Origin of the sequence: Zunongwangia pacifica, from assembly GCF_023499215.1 — a bacterium.
Classification (GTDB): Bacteria; Bacteroidota; Bacteroidia; order Flavobacteriales; family Flavobacteriaceae; genus Zunongwangia; species Zunongwangia pacifica.
Genome location: NZ_JAKHSK010000005.1, coordinates 160,398 through 185,934, shown reverse-complemented (window position 1 = coordinate 185,934; position 25,537 = coordinate 160,398). Strand labels below are relative to the sequence as shown.

Genomic DNA, 25,537 nt, shown 5'->3' with positions numbered 1-25,537 from the left:
TTAAGTAGCGTCTTCTTCAACCACTGCAAGATAATAATTAATAGAATTAAATAAAGTTTTACTGCTTAAAACTCGTAAATGGTAAGTCCGCTTCTTAATTTTGGTTCAATATACGTACTTTTTGGGGGCATAGTTAGCCCTTCGTCTGCAATTTGTTTTATTTCTGAAATGTTTACCGGCATCATTCCAAATCCTACGGCAAATTCGCCGCTATCTACCATCTTCTTCATTTCCAGAATATCTTTTTTACCCGGAATGTAACCAATGCGTTTGTCTTTTCGTAAATCTTTAATACCCAAAATGGGTGCTAAAATACGTTCATATAAGATCTGACTGTCCAACTGGCTAAGCGTATCAGTAAAATTCATGCTGGTTTTACGTAAATACAACGAATAAAATTCGCCATCTAAATACATTTTAAACTGGTGTTTTTGCTCTGGGGTGTGAGCATCTAGCATTCTATTTTCAATCCTAAAATGTTCATCCAGCTTTATCAAAAAATCTTGTTTGGACAATCCGTTAAGATCAGTAACTAAACGACGAAATTGATAGATTTTTAAGTGCTCCTCTGGGATAAAATAGCTTAGAAAATGGTTATACGATTCTTTTCCGGTGTGATTTTCGTTATTTTCGGCCGATTCTTTAGACAATAATAAAGACGAAGCACAGCGATGATGCCCATCGGCAATGTAAATGCTATCCAGATTTCCGAAGAACTGCTGAATTTGTACAATGTCAGCTTCGTTTTCTACTTTCCATAAATAATGCGTTTCCCGTTGTCTTGTTGCAAACTCATATTCGGGATTTTGGAGCATTATTTTTTCTAATATTTGCTGAATTTCAGGTCGATTTTCATAGGTGAGTAATACTGGTTCAGTATTAAAACCAACGGTTTTTACATATTCTTTAAATAGCTCTTCGCGGCTGGCGATGGTTTCTTCGTGCTTGCGAATAATTCCGTTTTTATAATCTTCAGCACTGGCAGCCGCAATTATTCCGCAGCAGTATAAATCGCGAGTTTCCATTTTATACACGTAAAAACACGGATTTTCATCCTGAATAAAGGTATCTTCTTCTTTAAATTCCAAATATCTGTTTTTTATCAACTGAAATTTTTGGGTACCGCTTATCGTATGCTGAAATTTATACGCAGGATTAAGAATATGAAGAAATGAGTAGGGATTATAATCCAGGCGCGCACGCATTTCAGCCTCATTATATTCGCCATAGGGGCGGGAAGCTACGAGTCCTGCTCGTGCCCGCTGTGGTCGTACCGCTTTAAATGGAGTTATTTTTACCAATTCTTTTGGTGTTTTTATAAGTGTTTTTTCGCGTCATTTCAATCGAAATGTAATGAAGTCGAGAAATCTCAAATTTTTCATAGCTGAGATTTCTCCATTCCGCTACGCTCCATCTGCCTGCCGGCGAGGCAGGGTCGAAATGACATTTTATTTTAAATCTTGATCTGCTCGTCATCCCGGACTTGATCCGGGATCTCATCCACAACTTATGCAGGAATATTCTGATTTTTAAATTTAATAGAGTTTAAAAAAAATAGGGAGGCTGTCTAAAAATATCCCAAAACGTCATTCTGAACTTGTTTCAGAATCTCATCTTATTGATTTAAAAATCGTTAGGAGAACCTGAAACAATTCCGATAGCTATCGGAACAGGTTGACTAAAATTGAGTTTTTAGAAGGCCTCAGATACTTTTTCGGCTTTTTTATTTTCAGAATAGTCATAAAATCCTTCCCCGGATTTTACACCGATCTTTCCGGCCTGCACCATATTAACCAGTAACGGGCACGGAGCGTATTTCGGGTTTTTGAATCCGTTATACATCACCTCTAAAATAGAAAGGCATACATCTAATCCAATAAAATCGGCTAATTGTAAAGGACCCATAGGATGCGCCATTCCCAGTTTCATCACCGTATCGATCTCGTAAACACCTGCAACACCATTGTAAAGCGTTTCTATGGCTTCGTTTATCATTGGCATTAGGATTCGATTGGCTACAAAACCAGGGTAATCGTTGACTTCAACCGGAACTTTATTCAGTTTTTCTGAGAGTTTCATAATGGTTTCGGTCACCTTATCAGAAGTATTATATCCTCTAATAATTTCAACCAATTTCATAATCGGCACCGGATTCATAAAATGCATCCCAATAACGCGCTCCTGATTTTTTACTACGGAAGCAATCCTGGTAATCGAGATAGAAGAGGTATTAGAAGCTAAAATCACTTTCTCGCCGCAAATATCGTTTAACTGACTAAAGATCTTTAGCTTTAAGTCTTCATTTTCGGTAGCGGCTTCAATAACAAGATCAACTCCTTTAACTCCTGAAGGAATATCGATAAAACTTGAAATGTTATCTAAAGTTTGTTGTTTATCTTTTTCAGAAATCTTCTCTTTGGCCAGCATACGATCTAAATTCTTGGTGATCGTATCGATTCCTTTTTGAAGGTTTTCTTTAGAAATATCAATTAGGTTAACCTTAAATCCAAATTGGGCAAAAGTATGGGCGATTCCGTTTCCCATTGTTCCTGCCCCAATAACAGCAATTGTTTTCATACTATATTCCGTTTTGTGTGGTTTAAAAATTAGCGATCACCGCTTTGGCGATCTTAAGCGCTTTTGCGCCCTGTTCTAAAGTCACGATCGGGGTAGTATTGTTAGTAATCGCATCGGCAAAAGTTTCCAGCTCATCCAGGATGGCATTATTTGGGGAAACCGATGGATTATCGTAATAAATTTGTTTTTTAACACCTTCGGCATTTTGTAAGATCATGGCAAATTCATCGGGTTCTGCCGGGGCATCTTTCATTTTTACAACCTCGCATTTTTTCTCTAAAAAATCGACCGAGATATAAGCATCTCTCTGAAAAAACCTGGATTTACGCATGTTTTTCATCGAAATTCGGCTTGCGGTTAGGTTGGCAACGCATCCGTTTTCAAATTCGATGCGTGCATTGGCAATATCTGGCGTATCGCTAATAACAGAAACACCGCTGGCATTAATGCTTTTTACTTCAGATTTTACCACGCTTAAAATCGCATCGATATCGTGGATCATTAAATCTAATACCACGGGAACATCGGTACCGCGCGGATTAAATTCTGCCAAACGATGCGCTTCGATAAACATCGGGTTTTCGATACGATCTACCACAGATCTAAAAGCAGGGTTAAAGCGCTCTACATGCCCAACCTGTCCTTTTACGCCATTTTCTGAAGCCATTTTTATAAGTTCTTGGGCTTCCTCGAAAGTGTTGGTGATTGGTTTTTCTATAAACAGATGTTTTTTTGCTGAAATCACCTTTTTTGCGACATCAAAATGAGCAAGCGTAGGTGTCACTACATCTACCACATCTACATCGGCAATAAGCTGATCCAGATCGTGGTAAGCGGTGTAACCAAATTCGGCAGCAACTTTTTCTGAATTTTCCTTATCGGCATCGTAAAAGCCCACAAGGTTATATTTTGAAGATTGATTGAGTAATTTTAAATGGATTTTACCCAGGTGGCCGGCACCCAGTACCCCAACTTTAAGCATAAGCTTCGATTTTTCACAAAAATACTATTTTGATTGTAAACAGATTATATTTTTATCTTAATATCATCCCCGGTTTTGCTTGGAGCAATAGGTTTGCTTTCCCTATTTTTGTGTGCTCATTACTATTTAAAACATGCTTTTTTAAGTCGGATTTCAGCTAATTGAAAAGGAAATTTCAGAAATAAATTCTTAGCTTTTAAACCCGATTTTAGGTAAAATAATCAATAAAAAACTACTGGAAATTGTACAAAGATACTTTTAGACATAAAGGAAAAAGACAACAACTGGTTGAAGTTATCACCAAAAAAGGAATACAGGATCGCAGGGTTTTACAGGCGATTGGTAAAATTCCACGTCACCTTTTTATGGATAGTAGTTTTGAGGATCATGCTTACCAGGATAAAGCCTTTCCCATTGCGGCCGATCAAACTATTTCGCAACCTTATACCGTAGCTTTTCAGAGTGAACTTTTAGAAATTAAAGAGGGAGAAAACGTGCTTGAAATCGGGACGGGTAGTGGCTACCAAACTGCCGTTTTGTGTGAGCTTGGTGCCCGAGTTTACAGTATTGAACGCCAAAGGGAATTATATAAAAAAACCAAGGTGTTTTTAAGCAAAATCGGCTATCGTCCTAAACACCTTAGTTTTGGTGATGGCTATAAAGGTTTGCCCGCGTATGCGCCTTTTGATAAGATTATTGTTACTGCCGGTGCACCTTTTGTCCCAAAAGACTTGCTGGGACAATTAAAAGTAGGGGGCAGGTTGGTGATCCCTGTTGGAGAAGAGGTACAGATTATGACCCTTTTTGTACGAAAATCTCCCACCGAATTCGATAAAACCGAGTTTGGGGAATTTCGTTTTGTTCCACTTTTAGAGGATAAGAATTAGTTTTCAGTTAGCAATTAACAATTATCAATTATCAATTTTTGTCATTTCGACCCTGCCAGCCGGCAGGCAGGTGAAGCGTAGCGTAATGGAGAAATCTCTATATCGCAGTTTTCAATAAACAATAAACAATAAACAGTAATCAGTTCTCAGGATACTGTCATTTCGCGAGTGACGCATCGAGAAATCTCAATCAACCAATATCGCTCAAAGTTTAAAAGTTCAAGGTTCAAAAAGATGTTGTATCAAGAAGTCTGTTTTCAATATACATTATACATTTTAGGGTATAAAGTATAAAGTCATTCAAAATTCAAAATTCATCATTCAAAATTAATAGTCCTGCTTCCCGACTCTTGCCTCTCTTCTATTTTCTATGCTTTAACTCAGTTATCAATTACCACTGATCTTATCTTTCTGCACCTCAAAAATTCCAAATGACCAAACACCTAAAACCAAAAAATCCTCATGAAGTTCACGAGGATTTTTGGTGTTTTCCGAAGAAAAAATTATTCGGCTTTATCTACTACTAAACGCTCATCACGGTTAGCAATTTCCCAGGCAGTTAAGAAAACTAATTGGGCTCTTTTTGATAATGCTTCGTAATTGATTTTATCTGGTGTATCGGTGATTTTGTGATAATCGGCATGAACTCCGTTAAAATAGAAGATTACCGGAACATTGTTTTTGGCAAAGTTGTAATGGTCACTTCGGTAATAAAAACGGTTTGGGTCGTTTTCATCGTTATAGGTATAATCTAAATCTAAATTCATGTATTTAGAATTTACTTCTTCACTAAGTTCGTGTAGTTCTGTACTTAGTTTATCACTTCCTATAAGATAAATATAGTTGTCGTTACCTTCATGATCAGGATCAATACGACCAATCATATCGATATTAAGGTTTGCTACGGTTTCTTCTAAAGGGAAAATAGGATTATCGGTATAAAATTTAGATCCTACAAGGCCTTTTTCTTCTCCAGTGTTGTTAAGAAAAAGAATAGACCGTTTAGGAGTGTAACCATCTTTTACGGCTTTAGAAAATGCCTGAGCGATTTCTACCACGCCCATTGTCCCTGAAGCATCATCATCGGCACCGTTAAATACGTTACCATCTTTATCCATCCCTACGTGATCATAGTGTGAAGAAATGACCAATATTTCTTCTGGTTTTTCGCTTCCTTTAATAAAAGCCACTACATTTTCTGAAGCTTTAGTGTCTCCCCTAAAGTAACTTTTTGGGACTTCCTGAAAGTAATCGTCGCCACCTAAAGCCGATGGAATATCAAACTTTTTATATTGTTCTTTTAAATATTCTGCAGCTTTTTTCTGTCCCGGTTCTCCCGTTTCACGACCTTCAAACTCATCACTGGCAAAAATATAAACGCGTTCTTTAAGATCTGAAGGGGTAATGGTTTCAGCATATTTCATTGGATCGGCATTATCTACATCTTTTTGATGAGCGCCGCAGGCAACTAAACTGGCAGTTAGGGCAAATACTAATAATTTTTTCATGTGAATTTATCGAATTTAAATATACGGTTGCACAATATAGTAGTTTATCTCAAATTAAGTACTTCAGCATGTTTTTTTCTTCGGAATCGGTTCTGAAGTTATTGTTTCAATGCTTTTTCAATGGCTTCTTTAACCAGGGGTTCCATAACATCATAACCTGCTGAAGTAGGATGCACACCATCTGAAGCATATTCTTTTTTCATGCCCTGTTGCTCGTTGGCCATTGCAGGAAAATAATCCAGATACACATGATTATTTTCTTCGGCATAAGATTTTAACCAGTTATTTACTTCAGTAATTTTAGCTATCGGTTCTAATCCCGGGCGCCATGGATAATCGTAAACCGGCAGTATAGAACTCAGTACCACCTTAATATTATTAGCTGTTGCCAGTTGTGCCATGGCTTTAATATTATCGGTAATCATTTTTACAGAAGAAAATCCGGTATTTCCCGCAATGTCGTTGGTGCCGGCAAGGATCACCACTACTTTTGGTTGTAGGTCGATCACATCTGGTGTGAACCTGATAAGCATTTGCGGAGTGGTTTGGCCGCCAATGCCACGACCTATATAATTGTTTTCTTTAAAGAAATCGGGATGCTGATCGTACCAGCCCTGGGTAATCGAATTTCCCATAAAAACGGCAGTAACCGCTTTATTTTCTTGTTTTACCTGCTCGTTAGCTTCCCGATATCGCTTTAGATTTGGCCAATCCTGACTCATAAGTTCTTTGTATTGTTCGTTTTGTGAAAAGACTCCGGTGCTTAAGCAAAGCAATCCTAGATGCAATAAATGCTTTAATTTCATGATCTTGTTAATTTTTGAATTGTAAATGTAACGAAAAGGCGAAAGGTATATGAATATTCTACAAAAACAGCATTGTTTTTTATTGAATATCAGTGTCCTAAAAAATCGATAAAAAATTATTGAATTTTTATTGTGTAGAAATGAAAAAGCTTTCTATATTTGCATCCGCTAAGGAGAAATGGCAGAGTGGTCGAATGCGGCGGTCTTGAAAACCGTTGAGGGTCACACCTCCGGGGGTTCGAATCCCTCTTTCTCCGCTAAAAAGCCCCGTATCGTAATGATAACGGGGCTTTGTTTTTTTGTTAACAATGATCAATCCTACAAGTTGTGTTTAAGCAAAAATTGTGATTAATTTATAGAGAAATCAATTAGACAGTGCTTTTTGTTGTTAAACAATTTTTAAATTTTATTTTAGAAGCTTGTTAACTACTAATCAATGAAGCCTTTAATTAAGTTTTTTTTTCTTACCATTTTTTTCCTCTTATTCCTTTCGTGCAATCAACAACATAGTGAGGAGAACTATAGAATTGGTTTTTCGCAAGCGATGACAACAGACAATTGGCGCCGTGAGATGAATAAATCCATGCAACTGGAAGCTTCGCTTCACCCAGAAATTGTTCTTGAAATTAAGGATGCTGAAAACAGTGTTGCCCAACAGGTTAAGCAGATAGAAGGATTTATTAAAGACGATGTAGATGTGCTTATTGTGTCTCCTATCCAGTCTAATCCCATTACTACTGTTATAGAAAAGGCGATGGATGCAGGCATCCCAACTATTGTTATCGATAGAAAAATAGATGGGAGCAATTTTACAGCTTATATTGGTGCAAATAATGTAGAAGTGGGACGCAATGCCGCAAAATATATCATTTCCCATTCAGGTGAACCCGCTGAAATCATAGAAATTACCGGTCAGGAAGGATCTTCGCCTGCCCATGAAAGAAGTGAAGGCTTTAGAAAGGCGATAAATCAGATTCCTAATTTAACCATATCTCATATCATTAAAGGCGATTGGGAAAAAGCTTCCATAAAAGAGGAATTATCAAAGCTTTTAGATTCCACCGAAATCCCAAAGTACATTTTTGCACATAATGACCGAATGGCCCTGGGAGCCTGGGAGGTGGTAAAAGAGAAATCTCTGGAAGATGATATCCATATTATTGGAGTAGACGGACTTTTTGGCCCTAATGGAGGAATTCAGTTAGTGAAAGATCGTATTCTATCGGCCACAGTCCTTTATCCTACCGGCGGTATGGAAGCTATAAAATTAGCTGAAGAGTTGATGAGCCATGAAAGTATTGAAAAGAATAATATACTGAAGACGGTTATTATAGATTCTGTAAATGTTGGGATCATGAAGAACCAGTTCGATAAAATGAACCAACAGCAGAATGATATTGAGCACCAACAGGAAGTAATCGATAAACAAATTAATACCTACAATTCGCAATCAAAGCTTATCCAGTTAATGATATTTTTATTAGTCCTGCTTTTAATACTAAGTGTATGGAGTATTTATCTGGTTGTTAAGCTTAGGAAGCATAAAAGAAATCTGGAATCGAGTAATACAGAGATACGAGCGCAGCGAAATAAAATTGAGGAGTTCGCAGAAAAATTGAAGCTTTCTAATGAAAGTAAGATCAATTTTTTCACAGCCTTGTCGCATGAATTCAAAACACCATTAACGCTTATTACCAGTTCAATTGATTCAATAGCCGAACGTCCTTCAAAAGAATCTCAGGAAATCTCTTATGAGACCAATCTTATCATAAATAATTCCAAAAGATTGCTACGTCTTATTAACGAGCTGTTGGATTTCAGGAAAATCGAAAATGGCAGTTTCGATTTAAGGGTTACAAAAACCAAAATTGTTCCTTTTCTTAAAAATATAGTTGATAATTTCAAAAGTGAAGCGCTTAAAAAATCTATTGAGCTTAAATTTTCCTATAAAAGCGAAAATCTTGAGCTTTATCTAGATAGGGAAATGATGGATAAAGTCTTTTTTAATATCCTTTCTAATGCCTTTAAGTTTACTCCTAAAAATGGAAAAGTTCATATTACAATAGAAGAGAAAGAAGAAAAAATTGAAATTTTGTTTAAAGACTCCGGTATAGGGATTCCGAAAGAAGAATTTCAAAGTATTTTCGATCCGTACATGCAGGCTAGTAACAATACCAGGCCCAGTTCTGGTATTGGGCTTTATATTACACGCCAGTTTGTGGAATTGCATAAAGGGAATATTAGTGTTTCTTCCAACCAGGGAGCCGAATTTAAAATTTCGCTATTAAAAGGTAATGTTCATTTAAAAGAGTATGTTATTTCTGAAGTTCAAAAGGGAATGGATACCTCTTATGAGAGGAACCGGGTGGAGAATCTAGTTCCTGAAGAGATAGATGGTAATAAAAACTTAAGGGAAAATGCGGAATCGGTATTGATCATTGAAGACAATCTTGAACTCTCCTTTTTGCTTCAGAAAAAATTAAGCTCAGAATATAAGGTTTATGTTTCTGACGGCGTGGATGGTGTTGAAAAAGCCCTTGAAGTTATTCCAGATGTGATGATATGTGATATTAACCTGCCAGATAAAGATGGATTTCAGATATGCCGGGAGTTAAAGAACGATCTGCGAACTTCCCATATTCCTACTATAATTTTAACTGCTTTAAGTGATAAGGAATCGAGGCTTAAAGCCTTAAAAGCAGGGGCAGATACTTATATTACTAAGCCTTTCAATAATCAGATCTTAATGGAGTCCATTAAATCGGCATTATTTAATCGGGAAAAACTGCGATATTATTATACCAACCGTATAGATAAAGTGAATGGCGAGAACTTTGCCGGTGCCGAGCAATTTTTTCTTAAAGAGCTTAATGCCCTCATTGATGCTAACCTTAAGAATTCAGGCTTTACTGTAGAAGATCTTGCATGTAGTTTAGAGATCTCCCGAGTGCAATTGTATAGAAAAGTAAAAGCCCTGTTAGGTGTGAGTGTTAATGAGTACATTAATTCGCTACGCCTTAAAAAAGCAAAAAATTTACTCCAGAATTCAAAACTAAATATTTCTGAGATTGCTTATGAAGTTGGCTATTCCTCCCCGGGATATTTTTCAACATCTTTTAAGAAGGAATATGGTATTTCTCCTAAAGAGTTAAAAACCTCTTAATCATGAAATCTCAAACCTTGTAGTTGGTTTTTTAATTATGATACATTATTGGAATTTATGTATCATAATTAAAACTATATCGTTTTCGGTTTATTTTTAAAAGCAGTTTAAATATCTGATTGTTAGTTTTTTATATTAAATTTTACTTATCCTTAACATTATTAAAATCATTTGCGAAATTATTAAAATATAAGGGTGGGTTTTAAGCATACTTTAGTTTTTAGACATAAAAATTAAGTTATGAATAAAATTCTAACCTGGTCAATAAGTGCTGCACTTGCTGGTTTTTTATTTGGTTTTGATACGGTAGTCATTTCAGGAGCCGATAAGCAGCTTCAGGCATTATGGAATACTTCAGATGCTTTTCATGGATCGGTGGTGATGGCAATGGCCTTATGGGGGACTGTAGTAGGTGCTATCTTTGGTGGTATTCCTACCAATAAATGGGGAAGAAAGAATACTCTTTTCATAATAGGAATACTATATTTTGTATCTGCTTTGGGATCAGGCCTTGTTAATGATCCTATTTCTTTTGCAGTTTTTCGTTTTCTGGGAGGCCTTGGCGTAGGAGCTTCAACCATTGCTGCGCCTGCTTATGTATCTGAGATTTCACCAGCCCATAAAAGGGGAAAGCTGGTGTCTCTTTATCAGTTCAATATTGTTTTGGGGATTTTGATAGCATTCTTATCCAACTATTTATTACGCAATACCGGAGCACAACCCTGGCGGTGGATGATAGGTATAGAAGCATTGCCCGCACTCTTATATATTCTATTTGTCCTATTTATTCCTAGAAGCCCAAGGTGGCTAATTTCCAAAGGAAGAATTGAGGAAGCAGAAAAAGTGCTATCAACGATCAACCCGCATCTTGATTCTCGAAAGGAGTTGCGTGAGATACAGGAGTTAGATGCCAAAGAAAAAACGGGAGAAAATATCTTTCTGAAAAAGTATCGTTTTCCTTTGATTCTTGCATTTTTGATCGCTTTTTTTAATCAGCTGTCGGGGATAAATGCCTTTTTATATTATGCTCCAAGAATATTTGAATCTGCCGGTTTAGGGGAAAGCACGGCACTATTAAGTAGTATAGGAATTGGAGTGGTGAATCTGCTGTTTACGCTTCTGGGAGTTTTTTTAATAGATCGACTTGGCAGAAAACAACTTTTACTGTATGGCTCTATTGGTTATATAATCTCACTTTCTCTTGTAGCTGCCGCTTTTTTCCTGAATTGGGGAGGAATGTGGGTTCCGGTTTTCCTATTCCTTTTTATAGCATCCCACGCCATAGGTCAGGGAGCGGTAATATGGGTGTTTATTTCTGAAATATTTCCAAACCGTTTACGCGCATCAGGCCAGGCATTTGGTTCTTCAACGCATTGGGTACTCGCAGCAATTATTCCATCAAGTATTCCATTTCTTTTCAGCACTATAGGTGCTGGATATGTATTTGCCTTCTTCGCTTTTATGATGGTACTGCAATTGGTCTTTGTGATTTTTATGATGCCAGAAACCAAAGGGAAATCTCTGGAAGAGCTAAGTGAACAACTTTCTATAAACAAATAAATAAACCAATTAACAACGAATCAAATATGAAAAAAATAGTCTACTTACTAGTCTATATGGTCATTCCTGTTAGTTTTTTTACGTCATGTAAAGAAACCAAAGAGCATGCAGCACCTATAAAAGATCAAACAAAAATAACTACTGTCGAGATTCAGAAAGATGAGGATTTCAGGCCTAATTTTCACTTTACCCCCAAAAATAACTGGATGAACGACCCTAACGGTATGTTTTACTTTAACGGGTATTTTCACTTGTTTTTTCAATATTATCCAGATGATAATGTTTGGGGACCTATGCATTGGGGCCATGCCATTAGCAGCGATATGATTTCTTGGAAAGAACAGCCTATCGCGATCTACCCAGATGAGAAAGGATATATTTTCTCTGGTAGTGCCGTAGTAGATAAAAACAATACGTCGGGTTTTGGTAAAGATGGTAAAACCCCAATTGTGGCCATGTTTACTTACCATGATCCAAAAGGAGAAGAAAAAGGAGCTATAGATTACCAGTCCCAGGCCATTGCATACAGTCTGGATGAAGGTCAAACCTGGACTAAATATGAGGCGAATCCGGTAATTGAAAATCCTGGGATCAAAGATTTTAGGGATCCAAAAGTGACCTGGGATGGCATTCACCAACAGTGGATTATGGTTTTGGCTGCGCAAGACAAAACACTATTCTATACTTCTAAAGACCTTAAAAACTGGACTCGTCAATCTGAATTTGGAGAAGGTATTGGGGCACATGGCGGAGTTTGGGAATGCCCAGATTTCTTCCCAATGTATGTAGAAGGTACCGATGAGGTAAAGTGGGTACTAATTCAAAGTCTTAATCCCGGCGGATATAATGGAGGATCTGGAACGCAATATTTTATTGGTGATTTTGACGGGAAAAAATTTACTCCGGTCGAACAAATGAGTAATCTGGACTCGAATCACCCGTACTGGATAGATTTCGGAAAAGATAATTATGCGGGTGTCACCTGGGCTAATATTCCTGAGGAAAACGGAAGGACGTTGTTTTTGGGATGGATGTCCAACTGGGAATATGCGCAAAAAGTACCTACAGAAACCTGGCGTAGTGCCATGACTGTTGCTAGAGAGCTAAAACTTGAAAAAATGGATGGTAAATACCTTATTAGCTCAGTGCCGGTAAAAGAGTTGCAAAGCTATCGTAGTAAAAAATATAAAGATCAAAATGTTCAGATCGATGGATTAACCAAGATCATTGATGCTGAAAAAATTGCGCTTAGCAGTGCAGAAATAAGATTTGAAATTTCTGATTTACAGAAAACGACATACCAATTCAAACTTTCAAATTTAGTAGGAGATGAGCTTCTTTTTGGATATGATCACTCCAACAACGAGTTTTTTATCAATAGATCTAAAGTAGGTCAGACAGATTTCTCTAAAGAATTCGCTTCAGAAATATCAACAGCACCACGAATTTCAACGGCTAATAACCTTGATGGAACGATCATAATTGATAGAACTTCTATTGAATTATTCTTTGATGAAGGAAAAACAGTGATGACAGAAATTTTCTTCCCAAATCGTCCCTGGGAAACGCTTTCAGTACAATCAATGGATGTCCCGTTTACCCTAAATGAAATAGAAGCCTACCAACTAACATTTAACTAAAATGAACATTATGAAATTAAATTCGATTTTATTTTTTATGTTCCTGCTCTCGCTGAATTTTCTTTCGGCACAGGAGATCGAAGTATCAGGAACGGTAACCACGGCAGAGGAAGGAATGCTTCTTCCCGGAGCATCAGTATTTGTAAAAGGAACAAGTAATGGAACATCTACCGATTTTGATGGGAATTACATTTTAAAAAATGTTCCTAAAGACGGTATTTTGGTCTTCACATTTGTTGGATACAGAGAAACTGAAATACCCGTAAATGGTAATACAAAAATAGATGTAGCCTTAAAGGCAGATTCTGCCTTACTGGATGAAGTTGTATTAACAGGATACTCCAGGGAAAGAAAGGTAGATGTAACCGGTGCTATAACGGTTGTTCAAACAGGTCCTATAGAAGGACAAAGTAGAAGTTCAGGAAATACTATGCAGGCGCTGCAGGGAAGGGTTCCTGGCCTTTTTGTGGAAAAATCTGGAGATCCTACGGGAGCAAGTAGCAGGGTGCTTATTAGAGGTATAACCACTTTAGGGAACAATGATCCGCTTTATGTAATAGATGGAGTCCCTACACAGCGGCAGGAAATTTTTTCTTCCATAAATCCAGATGCTATAGAATCTATCCAGGTACTTAAGGATGCTTCTGCCTCTTCCCTTTACGGAGCAAGGGCCGGGAATGGTGTAATTGTGGTGACCACCAAGAATAGTGCCGGGCGCGCAGAAAGAGTAAGTGTAAGCTTCAATTCAAATTTTTCTGTACAATCTGAAAAACAACAGCGTTACGATATGCTTAACTCAGTTCAACGAGGGGAAGTTCTATGGAGGGCTTCTGTAAATGATGGCGCCGATCCTGCATCAGGCTATGGTGAGATCTATAATTTCGACTGGAATAATGATTTCCAAAATCCTGTACTAAATAGTGTTACCGTAAGACCTTTTGTTGGTGGAGATGAAACAGTTCCGGCAGGAGATACAGACTGGCAGGAAGCAACGTACGAAACAGGATATGTTTATAATAATGAGCTAACTGTTTCTGCTAGCTCCGAAAAATCGTCATTTCTGGTAAATCTTGGGCACCTTAAAAATACTGGGATTCTTAAATATACTAATTACGACCGTTTAACGGCCAGGATCAATGCAAGTGCAAATCTTTTTGATGATAAGGTACGTTTTGGAGTAAATACACAATTCTCAACTTCAGATGAAACACTGGCATCTCCAGATGTGGGAAGTGCGCCTACTCCCGGGTTAGCGGTATCTCTTGCTCCAACAATACCCGTATATGATATTAATGGTGATTTTGCAGGGCCTATTGGAGCAGGATATTCAGATAGAAACAACCCCGTATTAATACAATATTTGAACAGGTGGGATAATACGGAGAAAAATAATTTCTTTGGAAACATTTATGTAGAAGCTGATCTTTTAGAAAATCTAAGTTTTAGATCTAGTTTGGGTGTAGACTTTAATGATTTTAAAAGAAAAGATATAGAGCCACGAGTAAATAACGGCTTTATTACCAGAACTAATAACAGCCTAACTTTTGATACTAATAAATACACCAGTGTTGTTTTTACAAATACACTAAACTATAAACTGGAACTAGGAGATCATAACTTTGGGGTACTTCTGGGAGTAGAGTCCGTTAAAAATGATTTTGACCGTGTTCTTGCAAGATCTGAAGGTTTTGCGGTAGAAGAAGAATCTTATTTTGTATTGGATGCCGGGACAGGCGCAAGAACTGCTAACGGAAACTCTTCTGGTAACCGATTATTTTCTCAGTTCGGTAAAATAAATTATTCTTTTAGTAATAAATATTTGGCTTCTGTCACGGTACGTAGAGATGGTTCTTCCAGGTTCGGAAAGAATAATCGATATGGAGTATTTCCTGCCGTAACAGCAGGTTGGAGGATAAGTAATGAAGATTTTTTGAATGAAATAGAGACGCTTACCAATCTAAAATTAAGAGCAGGTTATGGAGAAGTGGGGAATCAGTCTATTGGCGATCTTGCCAGATTCGGACTATACGAAGCAAGATATGGCTCAACACTTTCGCAATATGCCAGTGGTTTCTTCGAACAATACTATAATATAGGTACTGCTTATGATATTAATGGTAATAATACAGGAAATTTACCCTCTGGTTTTGTTTCTGTTCAGGCAGAGAATCCAAATCTTAAATGGGAAACGACCAAAGAGTGGAACTTTGGGGTAGACTTTGGACTTTTTGATAATAAATTAAGTGGTTCTTTTGACTATTTTACCAGGGAAACGGTAGATATTTTAACCACGCCACCGATTCCCTCAGTACTTGGGGAAGGTCAGCAACGGGTTTTAAACGGTGCAACAACCAAAACCAGGGGATGGGAGTTTGCCCTTGCGTATAGTACTACCTTCGAAAATGAACTTACTTTTTCAGTTTCAACTAATTTCTCTTCTTTTAGGGACGAGATCACTTTTCTGCCAGAAGAAGTACGGGCAGGATTCCCGGGAACGGCACAAAATTCAATATTGGGACATTCTCAATTTTCGATATTTGGCTATAAATCTGATGGTCTCTTCCAAAGTCAGGAAGATATAGATAGCTCGCCAGAACAAGTGGGGGCTCGCCCGGGAGGTATCAAATTTAAAGACCTTAATGGAGATAATGTTATAGATACAGATGACCGTGATTTTATAGGAACAACCTTACCAGATTTGGAATATGGTATAAGAATAAATCTTGGTTATAAGAACTGGGATTTCTCGGTATTTGGATCTGGAGTGACCGGAAGAATTGGTCAAGACCCTTACATATCCTGGAACAATTTTGTTCAGGGTAGGGAAAATGCCGGAATGGGTGTACTTAACGCATGGACGCCAAATAATACCAATACCGATATTCCATCTTTATCGCTTGCCTTTAATGATTTAAGAACTTCAGATTATTTGTTCCGTAACAATTCATATTTCAAGATTAGAAATGCGCAGCTGGGATATTCCCTTTCTGACACTCTAATTGAAAAAATTGGTGTTTTAGAGAGCTTTAGGATCTATCTTCAGGGAGAGAACTTGTTATGGTTTACACCAAATGGTTATATAGGTTCCGATCCTGAAAGAACTGATGTGAATAGAATCCCAGTACCAACGGTATTTTCTGTTGGTCTAAACATGAATTTTTAAAAAATGATAATCATGAAAAATATAAAATATATCATAACAGGATTGTTGCTTTCCAGTTTTTTAATATCCTGCTCAGAAGATTTTTTAGAATATGAACCAGAAGGAGTGCTTTCCAACGAAAATGTAGCAACAGCCGAAAATGCCGAATCTCTTGTGATTGCTGCTTACGCAGGAATTGCCAATGATGATATGATAGGTCCTTTAACCCACATGTGGGTGTACGGGAGCGTTCGCTCTGATGATTCCTATAAAGGTGGAGGTGGCCGAAGTGATGTTGCCGAGGTTGATAGATATGAACAATATTATCTAACAGTTCCAGATCAGGGAGAATTAATGGCACCAAGAACATGGACCAATTATTATAAAGCGATCTCCAGAATAAATTTTGCGTTAAGCGTAATAAATGATATTCCTGAAGCCGGGTATGATGTAAAAACGACCCGGCAGGGAGAGTTGAGGTTTTTGCGTGCTCATTGCCATTTTATGCTGAAAAGAATATTCAAAAAGATTCCTTATATCACTGAAGATCTTACCAAGGAGGAAATCGCCGATACCGGAAATGATCTACCAAATCAGGAATTATGGAATATGATCGCTGACGATTTTCTTTTTGCCTATAATAATTTGCCTGAGGAACAGGATGAAGTTGGGCGCGCAGACAGGAGTGCCGCTGCTGCCTATCTGGCTAAAACTAAGTTATACCAGGCCTATGAGCAAGACGAAAACAATCAGGTAGTTAGCATAAATAGTTCTTTGCTTCAGGAAGTTATAAGCTATACAGATGAGGTTATTGGTAGTCTTGAGCCCGATTACGCGAATAATTTTCTTATGGATTATGAAAATGGCCCAGAATCTATATGGGCAGCACAATTCTCTATTAATGATGGTACCAGAGTTGGAAGGGTAAGCTTCGTTACAGGTTTAAATTCTCCTCATGGTACCGGACTTTACGGATGTTGCGGCTTCCATCTAGCCAGTCAGAATATGGTAAATTCATTTAGAACAGATGCAAATGGTCTGCCTTTATTAGATTCATTCAATCAATCAGATATACTAAACAATGTGCAGGCAGACGGGACTGTAGCCGTATCTTCAGGCTTAACCGTAGATCCTAGGTTAGATCATACGGTAGGAATACCAGGACGGCCTTTTAAATACCGAAATACGGTAAATGAACAGGGCGATATGATTTATAAATTCAGCTGGGCCAGAGATCCGGGAGTGTATGGTTTCTTTGGAAATATGAAGGAACAGCAGGCTCCAGACTGTTCTTGCTATATAAAAGAGGGGCCTTTTGTTGGAACTTCAAGAAATGTAATATTTATTAGATATGCAGATGTACTTTTATTTAAAGCGGAAGCCCTTATTCAGTTAGATCGATATACAGAAGCATTACCTTTGATAAATGAAGTTAGAGAACGAGCTGCTGCGAGTACACAAAAACCGATTGCTGCCGGAGCTTCAGATATCTACAACGTAGGATTATATACCTCTTTCCCGAATAAAGAATTTGCCTGGAAAGCATTAAAATTTGAGAGAAGACTTGAATTTGGAATGGAAGGGCCACGATTTTTTGATCTGGTTAGATGGGGCGAAGCTGAAGAAACGCTGAATGCTTACCTGGATGAAGAAAAGACTAAAAGAGACTTTTTAGCCAATGCAGTATTTACAGCAGGGAGAGATGAATATTATCCAATCCCGCAACGGGAAATTGATTTTACAGGCGGACTTTACGTTCAGAACGCTGGATATTAATTGTTGATGATTGTTTTGTATTGCTCGAAAAAACACGGGGTTTGTCCTCGTGTTTTTTTTCGATAATCGAGATTAAATGCTCCCTCGAAATAAAAAAATCATGTTCAAATTAAATGCTTCGGGGGCTTGCCCCGAAGGTATTTACGTGAAAATAGTATTCCCTTTTTAAATTCTTAATTAAGAAATGATAACAAAAAAAATAAAAGCAGTGTGTTTTGGAGAAATCCTTTATGATGTTTTTCCTAATAAAGAAAGAATAGGTGGCGCACCATTAAATGTAGCAAGCAGACTAAGCAGTATGGGGATAGAGACAGAGATGATTAGTAAGGTTGGTGTGGATGAAAAAGGAGATGAATTACTCAGTTATCTTAACTCAAGATATATAGAAACCGGGAATATTTTAAAAGACGAGAAACATAGTACCGGGATTGTAAATGTTAGCCTTTCTGCCAATGGATCTGCTACTTATAAAATTGAATATCCTTCAGCTTGGGATAAGATCGAGCTTAAAGATGGCATGTCGGAATCTGTTTTAAATGCAGATGTTTTTATATTTGGAAGTTTAGTTTGCCGGGATGAGATAAGTAGAAATACTTTGTTCGAGCTTATAGAGAAAGCTCATTTTCGTGTGCTGGATTTTAACCTGAGACCTCCACATTATTCAAAGGAATTATTGATGTCATTGATAAGGTATGCAGAGTTTATAAAGTTCAATGATGATGAGCTTTTTGAAATTGCAGCTTTGCTAGGCTCTAAGTATAATTCCCTGGAACAAAATCTTCATTTTATAGCAGAAAAATCTAATGCAACATCAATATGCGTGACTAAAGGTAGACACGGAGCCGTGTTTCTACACGATAAAAAACTCTATTATAATTCTGGTTACCAGATAAAGGTAAAAGATACCGTTGGGGCAGGAGATTCATTTCTTGCCACATTGATTGCTAAGCTGTTGCAGGGAGAAGAGCCGCAACAGTCACTTGATCAGGCTTGTGCAATGGGCGCGCTGGTAGCCGGGCAAGAGGGTGCTAATCCAGTTATTACAGGAGAAATGCTTCAATCATTTATTAATCCTTAATCTATTCTGAAATCTTTCTTTTCAGCTAAAAAGCCCCGTATCGTCATGATAACGGGGCTTTTCTTTTAGGACTATTGAAAATAATAAGTTTTCTTTGGTCTTCTTACATTAAAAACCTGGTATCTACAACTTATAGCGAATAGTCATCCCAGTTCATCACCTCATGGCGGGTTTCGGGATTCATAGCCACTTTTAGTATTTTTTCATCGTATTGCATTCCATGTTTTTGTAGCACTTCTTCGGGGATACCGTCCCATACATTTGGCCGGTTTCCCTGGTAGTCCAGATAAGCGATCCCTTCTTTACTGGTAAAGAATCCTGTAATCACCAACTTTTTAATGGCTTCAAAAAACACGGGGCCGGGAGAATTTTTAAGGTGTTCTTCAGGATAAGCAATAGTATCTATAATTTGTAATTGCTGCGCTTCGGAAATGGCGGTAAACCCTTTATCAAATCTTTTATGACTTTCCCGGTTCAGCCACATTAAACCACCTCGTAATGGCAGTTGTAATGTAGGAATGTCTTTAACCATAAATTCAATAAATGCAGGTACACCGGTTGCCGATGCACTTACCGAATCTTCATCTTCAGGAATAATAATATCAGAAAGCACTGTTATCATTGCTAGTTCTTCTTCAGTAAAAAACTGTTCACTTCTTAATGCTTCATCTCTGGAAGCTTCATCTGGCGTACGGCCATAGCCCGGAGCTTCTTCGATGATATCTCCTTTTTCGATTGGTCTTTCTTTTTCCTGGATACAGCTACTCAGCATCACACTGGAAGCCACTCCGCCAACAAACATTTTTTTAAGCGATTCTCTTCTATCCATAATTTAGATATTACCTTTTTTTAATTCCTGAGTTAAATAGTCTGATGCGCGCCATGCCAGGGCAAGGATCGTCCAGGTAGGGTTTTTATCTGCCTGAGAAACAAAAGGGCCGCCATCCATAATAAAAAGATTGGGAGCATCATGCGCCTGATTAAAGGAATTAACCACCGAGGTTTTTGGATCGTTCCCCATTCGGGTTGTTCCCACCTCATGGATAATACGACCCGGATTTTCAAGTCCGTAACTGGTATCCTTTCCAGCTTTTTTACCTAGTGGCACACCGCCCATCTGATGAATGATCTCCTCAAAAGTATCCTGCATGTGAGCCGCCTGTTTTACCTCTTCTTCGCTCCATGAGTAATTGAATTTTAAAACAGGAATACCATATTTATCAACCACCTGATGATCAATTTCACAATAATTTTCTTTCCTCGGAATACTTTCTCCACGACCAGCCATTCCAAATGTAGCGCCGTAAAAACGTTTTACATCATTCTTTAATCCTACGCCATAGGCATTTTTAGTTGATCCGGTGATGTTTTGTAGTGTTGTTGTATTAAAACCAAAACCATAAGAAGGCATTCCCATACCACCCCAGTATTCAATATGGTAACCACGGGTAAATCCTAAATTCATCTGCCCGTTTAACCACCAGGGCGTATAAAGGTGCATTCCGCCAACACCATCTTCGTTGTACCGTTTACGATCCATCAAATCTGGCAAAAATCCCATTCTGGAAGAACCCGTAGAATCATGAAGATAGTGTCCCACCACGCCGCTGGAATTGGCAAGTCCGTCGGGATGATTGGCCGACTTAGAATTTAAAAGAATTCTGGCCGAGCTACAGGCACTGGCGGCCAGGATCACTACCCGGGCTTTAATGGTATAGTCTTTAAGGTCTTCTTTGTCTATATACGATACTCCCTGAACTTCACCTTCACCATTGGTAATTACTTCTCTCACCATCGCGTTTACATACAGATCTACGTTTCCTGTTTCTAAAGCGGGTTTTACGAGTACCGATGAGGAAGAAAAATCTCCGTAAACGGTACAGGATCTGGAACATTGGCTGCAATAAAAGCAGGCTCCCCGTTGCTTATTCACCGTTCGTGTAAGAATAGAAAGTCGGGAAGGGATCATCGGGATACCACTTTTAGCCGCTCCTTTTTGAATATAAAGCTCGTGCAATCGGGGTTTTGGAGGTGGAAGAAAATAGCCATCTGGTTCATTAGGAATATTTTCCCTGGTTCCAAAAACACCTATTAGTTTATCTACTTTATCATAATACGGTTGTACATCCTGATAACCAATCGGCCAGTTATCACCTTTACCATCATAATCTTTTCTTTTAAAATCTAAAGGGCCAAAACGCAGGGATATTCTTCCCCAGTGATTGGTCCTGCCACCTACCATTCGGGAACGAAACCAATCGAATTCGGTATTAGTCGCTTTGGTGTAGGGTTCGCCATCAAGTTCCCAACCTCCATAAGCCATATCGAAATCTCCAAAAGGTCGGGTGGTCGAGGCGCCTCTTCTTGGCGATTCCCAGGGCCATCGTAACTGGGTTCGCTGGTCTGGATTTTTAGGATCAAAATCGGGTCCGGCTTCGAGCATGGCAATTTTAAAACCGGCATCGGCCAGTACTTTGGCGGCCATACCTCCACCAGCACCAGAGCCAACAATGCATACATCGTAGGTTTTGGCAGATTTTTTAATTTGAAATGACATAGATATAAAGTTTTACCAATCGGGATATACTCCGCATTTACGGTGGTTATTTATCTTAAGTTGAAGTCTTGTTGACACTAAATACTTACGGAGTAGGGTAGCGCTGAAAGAAAAATAATGATCTTTAAGATCTTTCAAATTCCTTGTTTTTGCATGTAGTATCTGGCTTATTCTTAGCATGCTTAATTATTATTTATTTCTTCAATCGGACTCATAAGAAGTATCTGTAAGACTATTTTATGACCTGATTGAATTAAAAATATTAAAAATTAATATCGACGGACAATACGAACTAAAACGTTATAGTTTTTAGTTTCTATAAATGTAATAAAAGTTTTTAATTTTATAAATAGTAGTGAAAATTTATAAAGTTTAAGGATATGCTTACATTCTAGGTTGAAAAATAGAATATTTTAACATCGCTCTTCATTAAATAGTAAATTACTTGATCCTGCATTTCAGGATACGTCTAAGTGGTAAAAGTGTTTTTCTATGTTGGTTTAATAACCCTATCCTATAAAAATAATACTTTAAAAAGCTCAATTTTTGGGGCATTATAGCCTTTTATTCTAATATTTAGACTAACATTGCCGTGATTTTCGGTTACTGTTCTATAATGAATGGTATTAAAAGGGAATCAGGTGTAAACCCTGAACAGTTCCCGCTGCTGTAAATTCTTTCTGGATAAGTTTCCGGAAAAAATCTTTCTAAAAAATTTATTCCACTGTCATTAATGATGGGAAGGATTAGAAAGAGGAATGAGTCAGAAGACCTGCCGAAAGTTTTTAAAAACAAAGCTTTCGGGAGTTATTGCTTTGGGTAGATTTCTATTCTAACCTTAGACCCCTGTGTTTTGTTTTGTAAATAAGTTGATACCTAATTATTAACCTTAATACAAACAAATGCAACAAAAATTATCATTTTCGATTTTAGCCATTATTGGTGGATTTTTTTATTTACCTCCTGTAGTAAGGATGATGATGAAATAAGCATTCCCATGGAATTTACTGATTCATCTTATCAGAAAGAGTACCAATTAATCCTTGGCAGGGATACTTTAATCATCCAGCCCCAGATCCTCAATCTCCCGGAAGAAGCCCGGTTTAAATGGAGTTTGGAGAAACAACAGATTTCTGAGTCTTCCCATCTTCGTTTTGTTCCGAAGCAAGCAGGTAGTTTTAATCTTGATTTAATGGTAACGACCAATACAGATTCTATTTACAGAACGTACAAGCTGAACATAAATAATCCTTATGATCTTTATTATCGCCCGGTACAGGAGAATAGTAGTGAATTTATTTCAAAAATTTGGGAATATAAACCCGCACCGGGACAATATATAAACTCCACTTACGGATCTATGGAATATGCGATCGATTTGATTGGAGGGAAAACAGCTACACTTTCTTTAGGTGGCTGGGGTGGTTATGTTATTTTTAGTTTTGACCACACCATCAAAAATCGTGAAAATGAGAAGGATTTTGTGATCTATGGAAATGCAATGAACGGCTTATCTGAGCCTGGTATCGTACAGGTATCTTTCGACGCCAATGGGAATGGGTTGCCAGATGATAAATGGTATGAACTAGCCGGAAGTGCTCATTATAAAGAAGAGTCGCTATTAGATTATGAAGTCACTTACTCGAACCCAGGAGAATATGCCAACGTGCCCTGGATAGATACTGAAGGTGTGCAGGACAGCATAATGATTAATACCTACCACACACAAAATTACTATCCATTATTTATCGAAGAGCGCAATGAATTAAGCTTTCAGGGCACCAGAGTATTTCCTAAGGTGAATTTAGACGGATGGGCTACTATTGATGCTTTAGAATGGGGGTATGCAGATAACTATGATGCAGATTATGCCACGTATGGTGGTAATACCATGGATATTGATTGGGCGGTAGATGAGCAAATGAATCTGATAGCCTTACCAGGAATAGACTTTGTTAAGGTCTATACCGGAGCTCAGGGAAAGGCCGGCTCCCTTGGAGAAATTTCGACTGAAATAAAAGGGGCAGCAGATTTATCGATGGTAGAATAGCTTTTAAACGCTACTGCTTTAGAAATAAACAAACCAGATTAGGGAAAATTGCCTAATCTGGTTTTTTTTAGATCAAGAAAAGGGCCTTTGCAGGCTAAGCCTAGTTTGATTGAAGCAAATTCCAGAGGCTGAATGAATTCAGATTAGAAATATTTTAATAAAGCATGCCCCGATTTTTTCTTGTAAGCACCAAACTTTTTAGCCGGCCAATATAGAAGAAGTGCCAGAAAAATGGCAATTCCCCATACATAAGCAATATGATCGACACCAAAGTAATCGCCTTTATTTGATCCATACATGATATTTAAAAGTTGATAAGCGATAAGAAGAATATACAGGTGCAGTACATATACAAACATAGGAACGCTACCAAAGATTTTTAGAAAATTCATCCATGGACTTTCAAAGCGTTCAAATAAATAAAGAAAAAGAGCTCCCATGCCAAGCGTTAACAGCAGAAAATCTAGCGAAGGTGGATATTTGGTAAAGTTAAGGAAAGACATAAGGCTTTGGATTTTCGGGCTATAGCCTTCCCATGGTATGGTTTCTCCGTAGATATTAAATCCTCTTAAAATAGCTAATAATGTAAACGCCCCAAAACCTATAGTCAGCAGGCATTTATAGCGAATTTTTATAAGGCTGGCGCTGGTATAGAGAACGCCTGCGCAATAGCCCAGAAAGATCACTCCTATCCATGGCAATACCGGATAAGATATTTTAATGTTAAGAATTTCTGACTGAAGAAGGTAGCCCCGATCGTGCAAAATTATCCAAAATGGATAAGCTGTTTCGCCCGGCGAAAATTGCAGGGGTGTTAAAAGGTTATGACCAAAAACGATAAGAATACCCAGTATGCCTATAAGTTTTCGGGGTAATTTTACGGCGAGGGCCAAAGCAATCATGCTTAATCCAATAGCCCAAATTACTTGTAAATAAAGATTTTGATAATTCCCAAACCAGGAAAAATTAATAAGACTTATTTCCAGAAGGATCAAAAACAAACCTCTTTTTAGTAGATATTCGCTAACATTGCGCTTAGGTTTACCATTGGGATTTTGATATAACCATGCAGATAATCCGGTTAAAAACACGAACACGGGCGCACAAAAATGGGCACTTAATCGGGTAAAGAAAAGAGTGGGATCGGTATGATCAATATCCATGGGATCTGTAACCTGGTGGTGATAGAAAAAACGTTCTCTTACATGATCTACAAGCATGAGTAAAATTACGAGTCCGCGAAGAACATCTATAGCATGAATACGCTTGGTAGTTTTGGTTTTTGTTTGGGACATTTAGATTGGGTAAAATATTAGATTAATTTTGGGGAATTTGAGCAACAAGCATTTTCGTTACTCATCAATTAAAAATTATAGGGATTAGAACCTATTAAGGATACATTTCTACGATGGCAATAAGCACATAATTATCACGTCTATTTAAGGATAAATTAATTGCCTTTATCGTGTATTTTTCAAGGTGATTTAGCATTTTCTCTTTCAGAGTATTCTCTATAACAAAAGGATTTTTAAAATCGATAGGAGCAATAAGCTCAAGATTAAAAATTTTCGTAATCATGGTAAAATTATAACGAAACTTTGTTGCAATAACGTGAATTTTTTGCAACTTATTTTCTTTTGTACCATAAAAAAATAGATGCTATAATTAGCATATCAAATTTGTCCTTTTTAGTGTGGTTTCAATAATGAAGTGCTGCTGGTTACTATAGGTGCAAATTCGTTTTGATAGTCACAAAATAGAAAAGAAAAGTTAACATCAATATAATGTGAAACTCCGAAAAACATCTTATT

General features: G+C 37.6%; 17 protein-coding genes, 1 tRNA gene and 1 riboswitch. Of the genes, 9 read left to right on the top strand and 9 right to left on the bottom strand.

What is annotated here, in order from left to right; translation table 11 throughout:
- Positions 1-65: 65 nt before the first annotated feature.
- The 3 genes from L1967_RS05325 to L1967_RS05315 form a co-directional block, all read right to left on the bottom strand.
- Complete coding sequence (locus tag L1967_RS05325) at positions 66-1,301, bottom strand: DUF1015 domain-containing protein (RefSeq protein WP_249600692.1); 1,236 nt, start codon at positions 1,299-1,301, stop codon at positions 66-68.
- Between the two features lie 391 nt (positions 1,302-1,692).
- The gene (locus tag L1967_RS05320; protein WP_249600691.1) at positions 1,693-2,577 is read right to left on the bottom strand and encodes a 3-hydroxyacyl-CoA dehydrogenase family protein; all 885 of its coding nucleotides are present in this window, start codon (positions 2,575-2,577) and stop codon (positions 1,693-1,695) included.
- Positions 2,578-2,599: 22 nt separating this feature from the next.
- A complete protein-coding gene (locus L1967_RS05315; protein ID WP_249600690.1) occupies positions 2,600-3,559 on the bottom strand; it encodes a Gfo/Idh/MocA family protein in 960 nt (319 codons plus the stop codon).
- Positions 3,560-3,801: 242 nt separating this feature from the next.
- Between L1967_RS05315 and L1967_RS05310 the strand changes: the two genes are divergently transcribed.
- Entirely contained in the window at positions 3,802-4,446 is a 645-nt protein-coding gene (locus L1967_RS05310; RefSeq protein ID WP_249600689.1) for a protein-L-isoaspartate(D-aspartate) O-methyltransferase, read from the top strand.
- Between the two features lie 503 nt (positions 4,447-4,949).
- On the opposite strand, the gene L1967_RS05305 is transcribed toward L1967_RS05310, so the two are convergent.
- Positions 4,950-5,954 (bottom strand): M28 family metallopeptidase, encoded by a 1,005-nt coding sequence (locus L1967_RS05305; protein ID WP_249600688.1) that lies wholly within the window; start codon positions 5,952-5,954, stop codon positions 4,950-4,952.
- Between the two features lie 98 nt (positions 5,955-6,052).
- Positions 6,053-6,760, bottom strand: coding sequence for an SGNH/GDSL hydrolase family protein (locus L1967_RS05300; protein ID WP_249600687.1), 708 nt, complete (start codon positions 6,758-6,760; stop codon positions 6,053-6,055).
- 172 nt (positions 6,761-6,932) lie between these two features.
- Between L1967_RS05300 and L1967_RS05295 the strand changes: the two genes are divergently transcribed.
- From L1967_RS05295 to L1967_RS05265, 7 genes are all read left to right on the top strand, one after another.
- A tRNA-Ser gene (locus L1967_RS05295) sits at positions 6,933-7,017 on the top strand.
- 179 nt (positions 7,018-7,196) lie between these two features.
- Positions 7,197-9,923, top strand: coding sequence for a hybrid sensor histidine kinase/response regulator transcription factor (locus tag L1967_RS05290; protein WP_249600686.1), 2,727 nt, complete (start codon positions 7,197-7,199; stop codon positions 9,921-9,923).
- Between the two features lie 240 nt (positions 9,924-10,163).
- Positions 10,164-11,483: a sugar porter family MFS transporter gene (locus tag L1967_RS05285; protein WP_249600685.1), complete on the top strand. Its 1,320-nt coding sequence runs from the start codon at positions 10,164-10,166 to the stop codon at positions 11,481-11,483.
- A 26-nt stretch (positions 11,484-11,509) separates the two neighbouring features.
- Positions 11,510-13,123 carry a glycoside hydrolase family 32 protein gene (locus tag L1967_RS05280; RefSeq protein ID WP_249600684.1) on the top strand — a complete coding sequence of 538 codons (1,614 nt, stop codon included), beginning with the start codon at positions 11,510-11,512 and terminating at the stop codon, positions 13,121-13,123.
- A 10-nt stretch (positions 13,124-13,133) separates the two neighbouring features.
- On the top strand, positions 13,134-16,286 hold the full coding sequence (locus tag L1967_RS05275) for a SusC/RagA family TonB-linked outer membrane protein (RefSeq protein ID WP_249600683.1): 3,153 nt from the start codon (positions 13,134-13,136) through the stop codon (positions 16,284-16,286).
- Positions 16,287-16,298: 12 nt separating this feature from the next.
- Complete coding sequence (locus L1967_RS05270) at positions 16,299-18,041, top strand: RagB/SusD family nutrient uptake outer membrane protein (RefSeq protein WP_249600682.1); 1,743 nt, start codon at positions 16,299-16,301, stop codon at positions 18,039-18,041.
- Positions 18,042-18,225: 184 nt separating this feature from the next.
- A complete protein-coding gene (locus tag L1967_RS05265; RefSeq protein ID WP_249600681.1) occupies positions 18,226-19,119 on the top strand; it encodes a carbohydrate kinase family protein in 894 nt (297 codons plus the stop codon).
- A 130-nt stretch (positions 19,120-19,249) separates the two neighbouring features.
- Here the strand turns inward: L1967_RS05265 and L1967_RS05260 are convergent, their stop codons facing one another.
- Positions 19,250-19,948 (bottom strand): gluconate 2-dehydrogenase subunit 3 family protein, encoded by a 699-nt coding sequence (locus L1967_RS05260; RefSeq protein ID WP_249600680.1) that lies wholly within the window; start codon positions 19,946-19,948, stop codon positions 19,250-19,252.
- 3 nt (positions 19,949-19,951) lie between these two features.
- On the bottom strand, positions 19,952-21,676 hold the full coding sequence (locus L1967_RS05255) for a GMC family oxidoreductase (RefSeq protein ID WP_249600679.1): 1,725 nt from the start codon (positions 21,674-21,676) through the stop codon (positions 19,952-19,954).
- Positions 21,677-22,259: 583 nt separating this feature from the next.
- Positions 22,260-22,470, top strand: a riboswitch (cobalamin riboswitch).
- Positions 22,471-22,673: 203 nt separating this feature from the next.
- Between L1967_RS05255 and L1967_RS05250 the strand changes: the two genes are divergently transcribed.
- Entirely contained in the window at positions 22,674-23,726 is a 1,053-nt protein-coding gene (locus L1967_RS05250; protein ID WP_249600678.1) for a hypothetical protein, read from the top strand.
- A 143-nt stretch (positions 23,727-23,869) separates the two neighbouring features.
- Here the strand turns inward: L1967_RS05250 and L1967_RS05245 are convergent, their stop codons facing one another.
- Positions 23,870-25,021, bottom strand: a complete 1,152-nt coding sequence (locus tag L1967_RS05245) for an acetyltransferase domain-containing protein (protein WP_249600677.1) — start codon at positions 25,019-25,021, stop codon at positions 23,870-23,872.
- 94 nt (positions 25,022-25,115) lie between these two features.
- Positions 25,116-25,304, bottom strand: coding sequence for a hypothetical protein (locus tag L1967_RS05240; protein ID WP_249600676.1), 189 nt, complete (start codon positions 25,302-25,304; stop codon positions 25,116-25,118).
- Between the last annotated feature and the right edge of the window lie 233 nt (positions 25,305-25,537).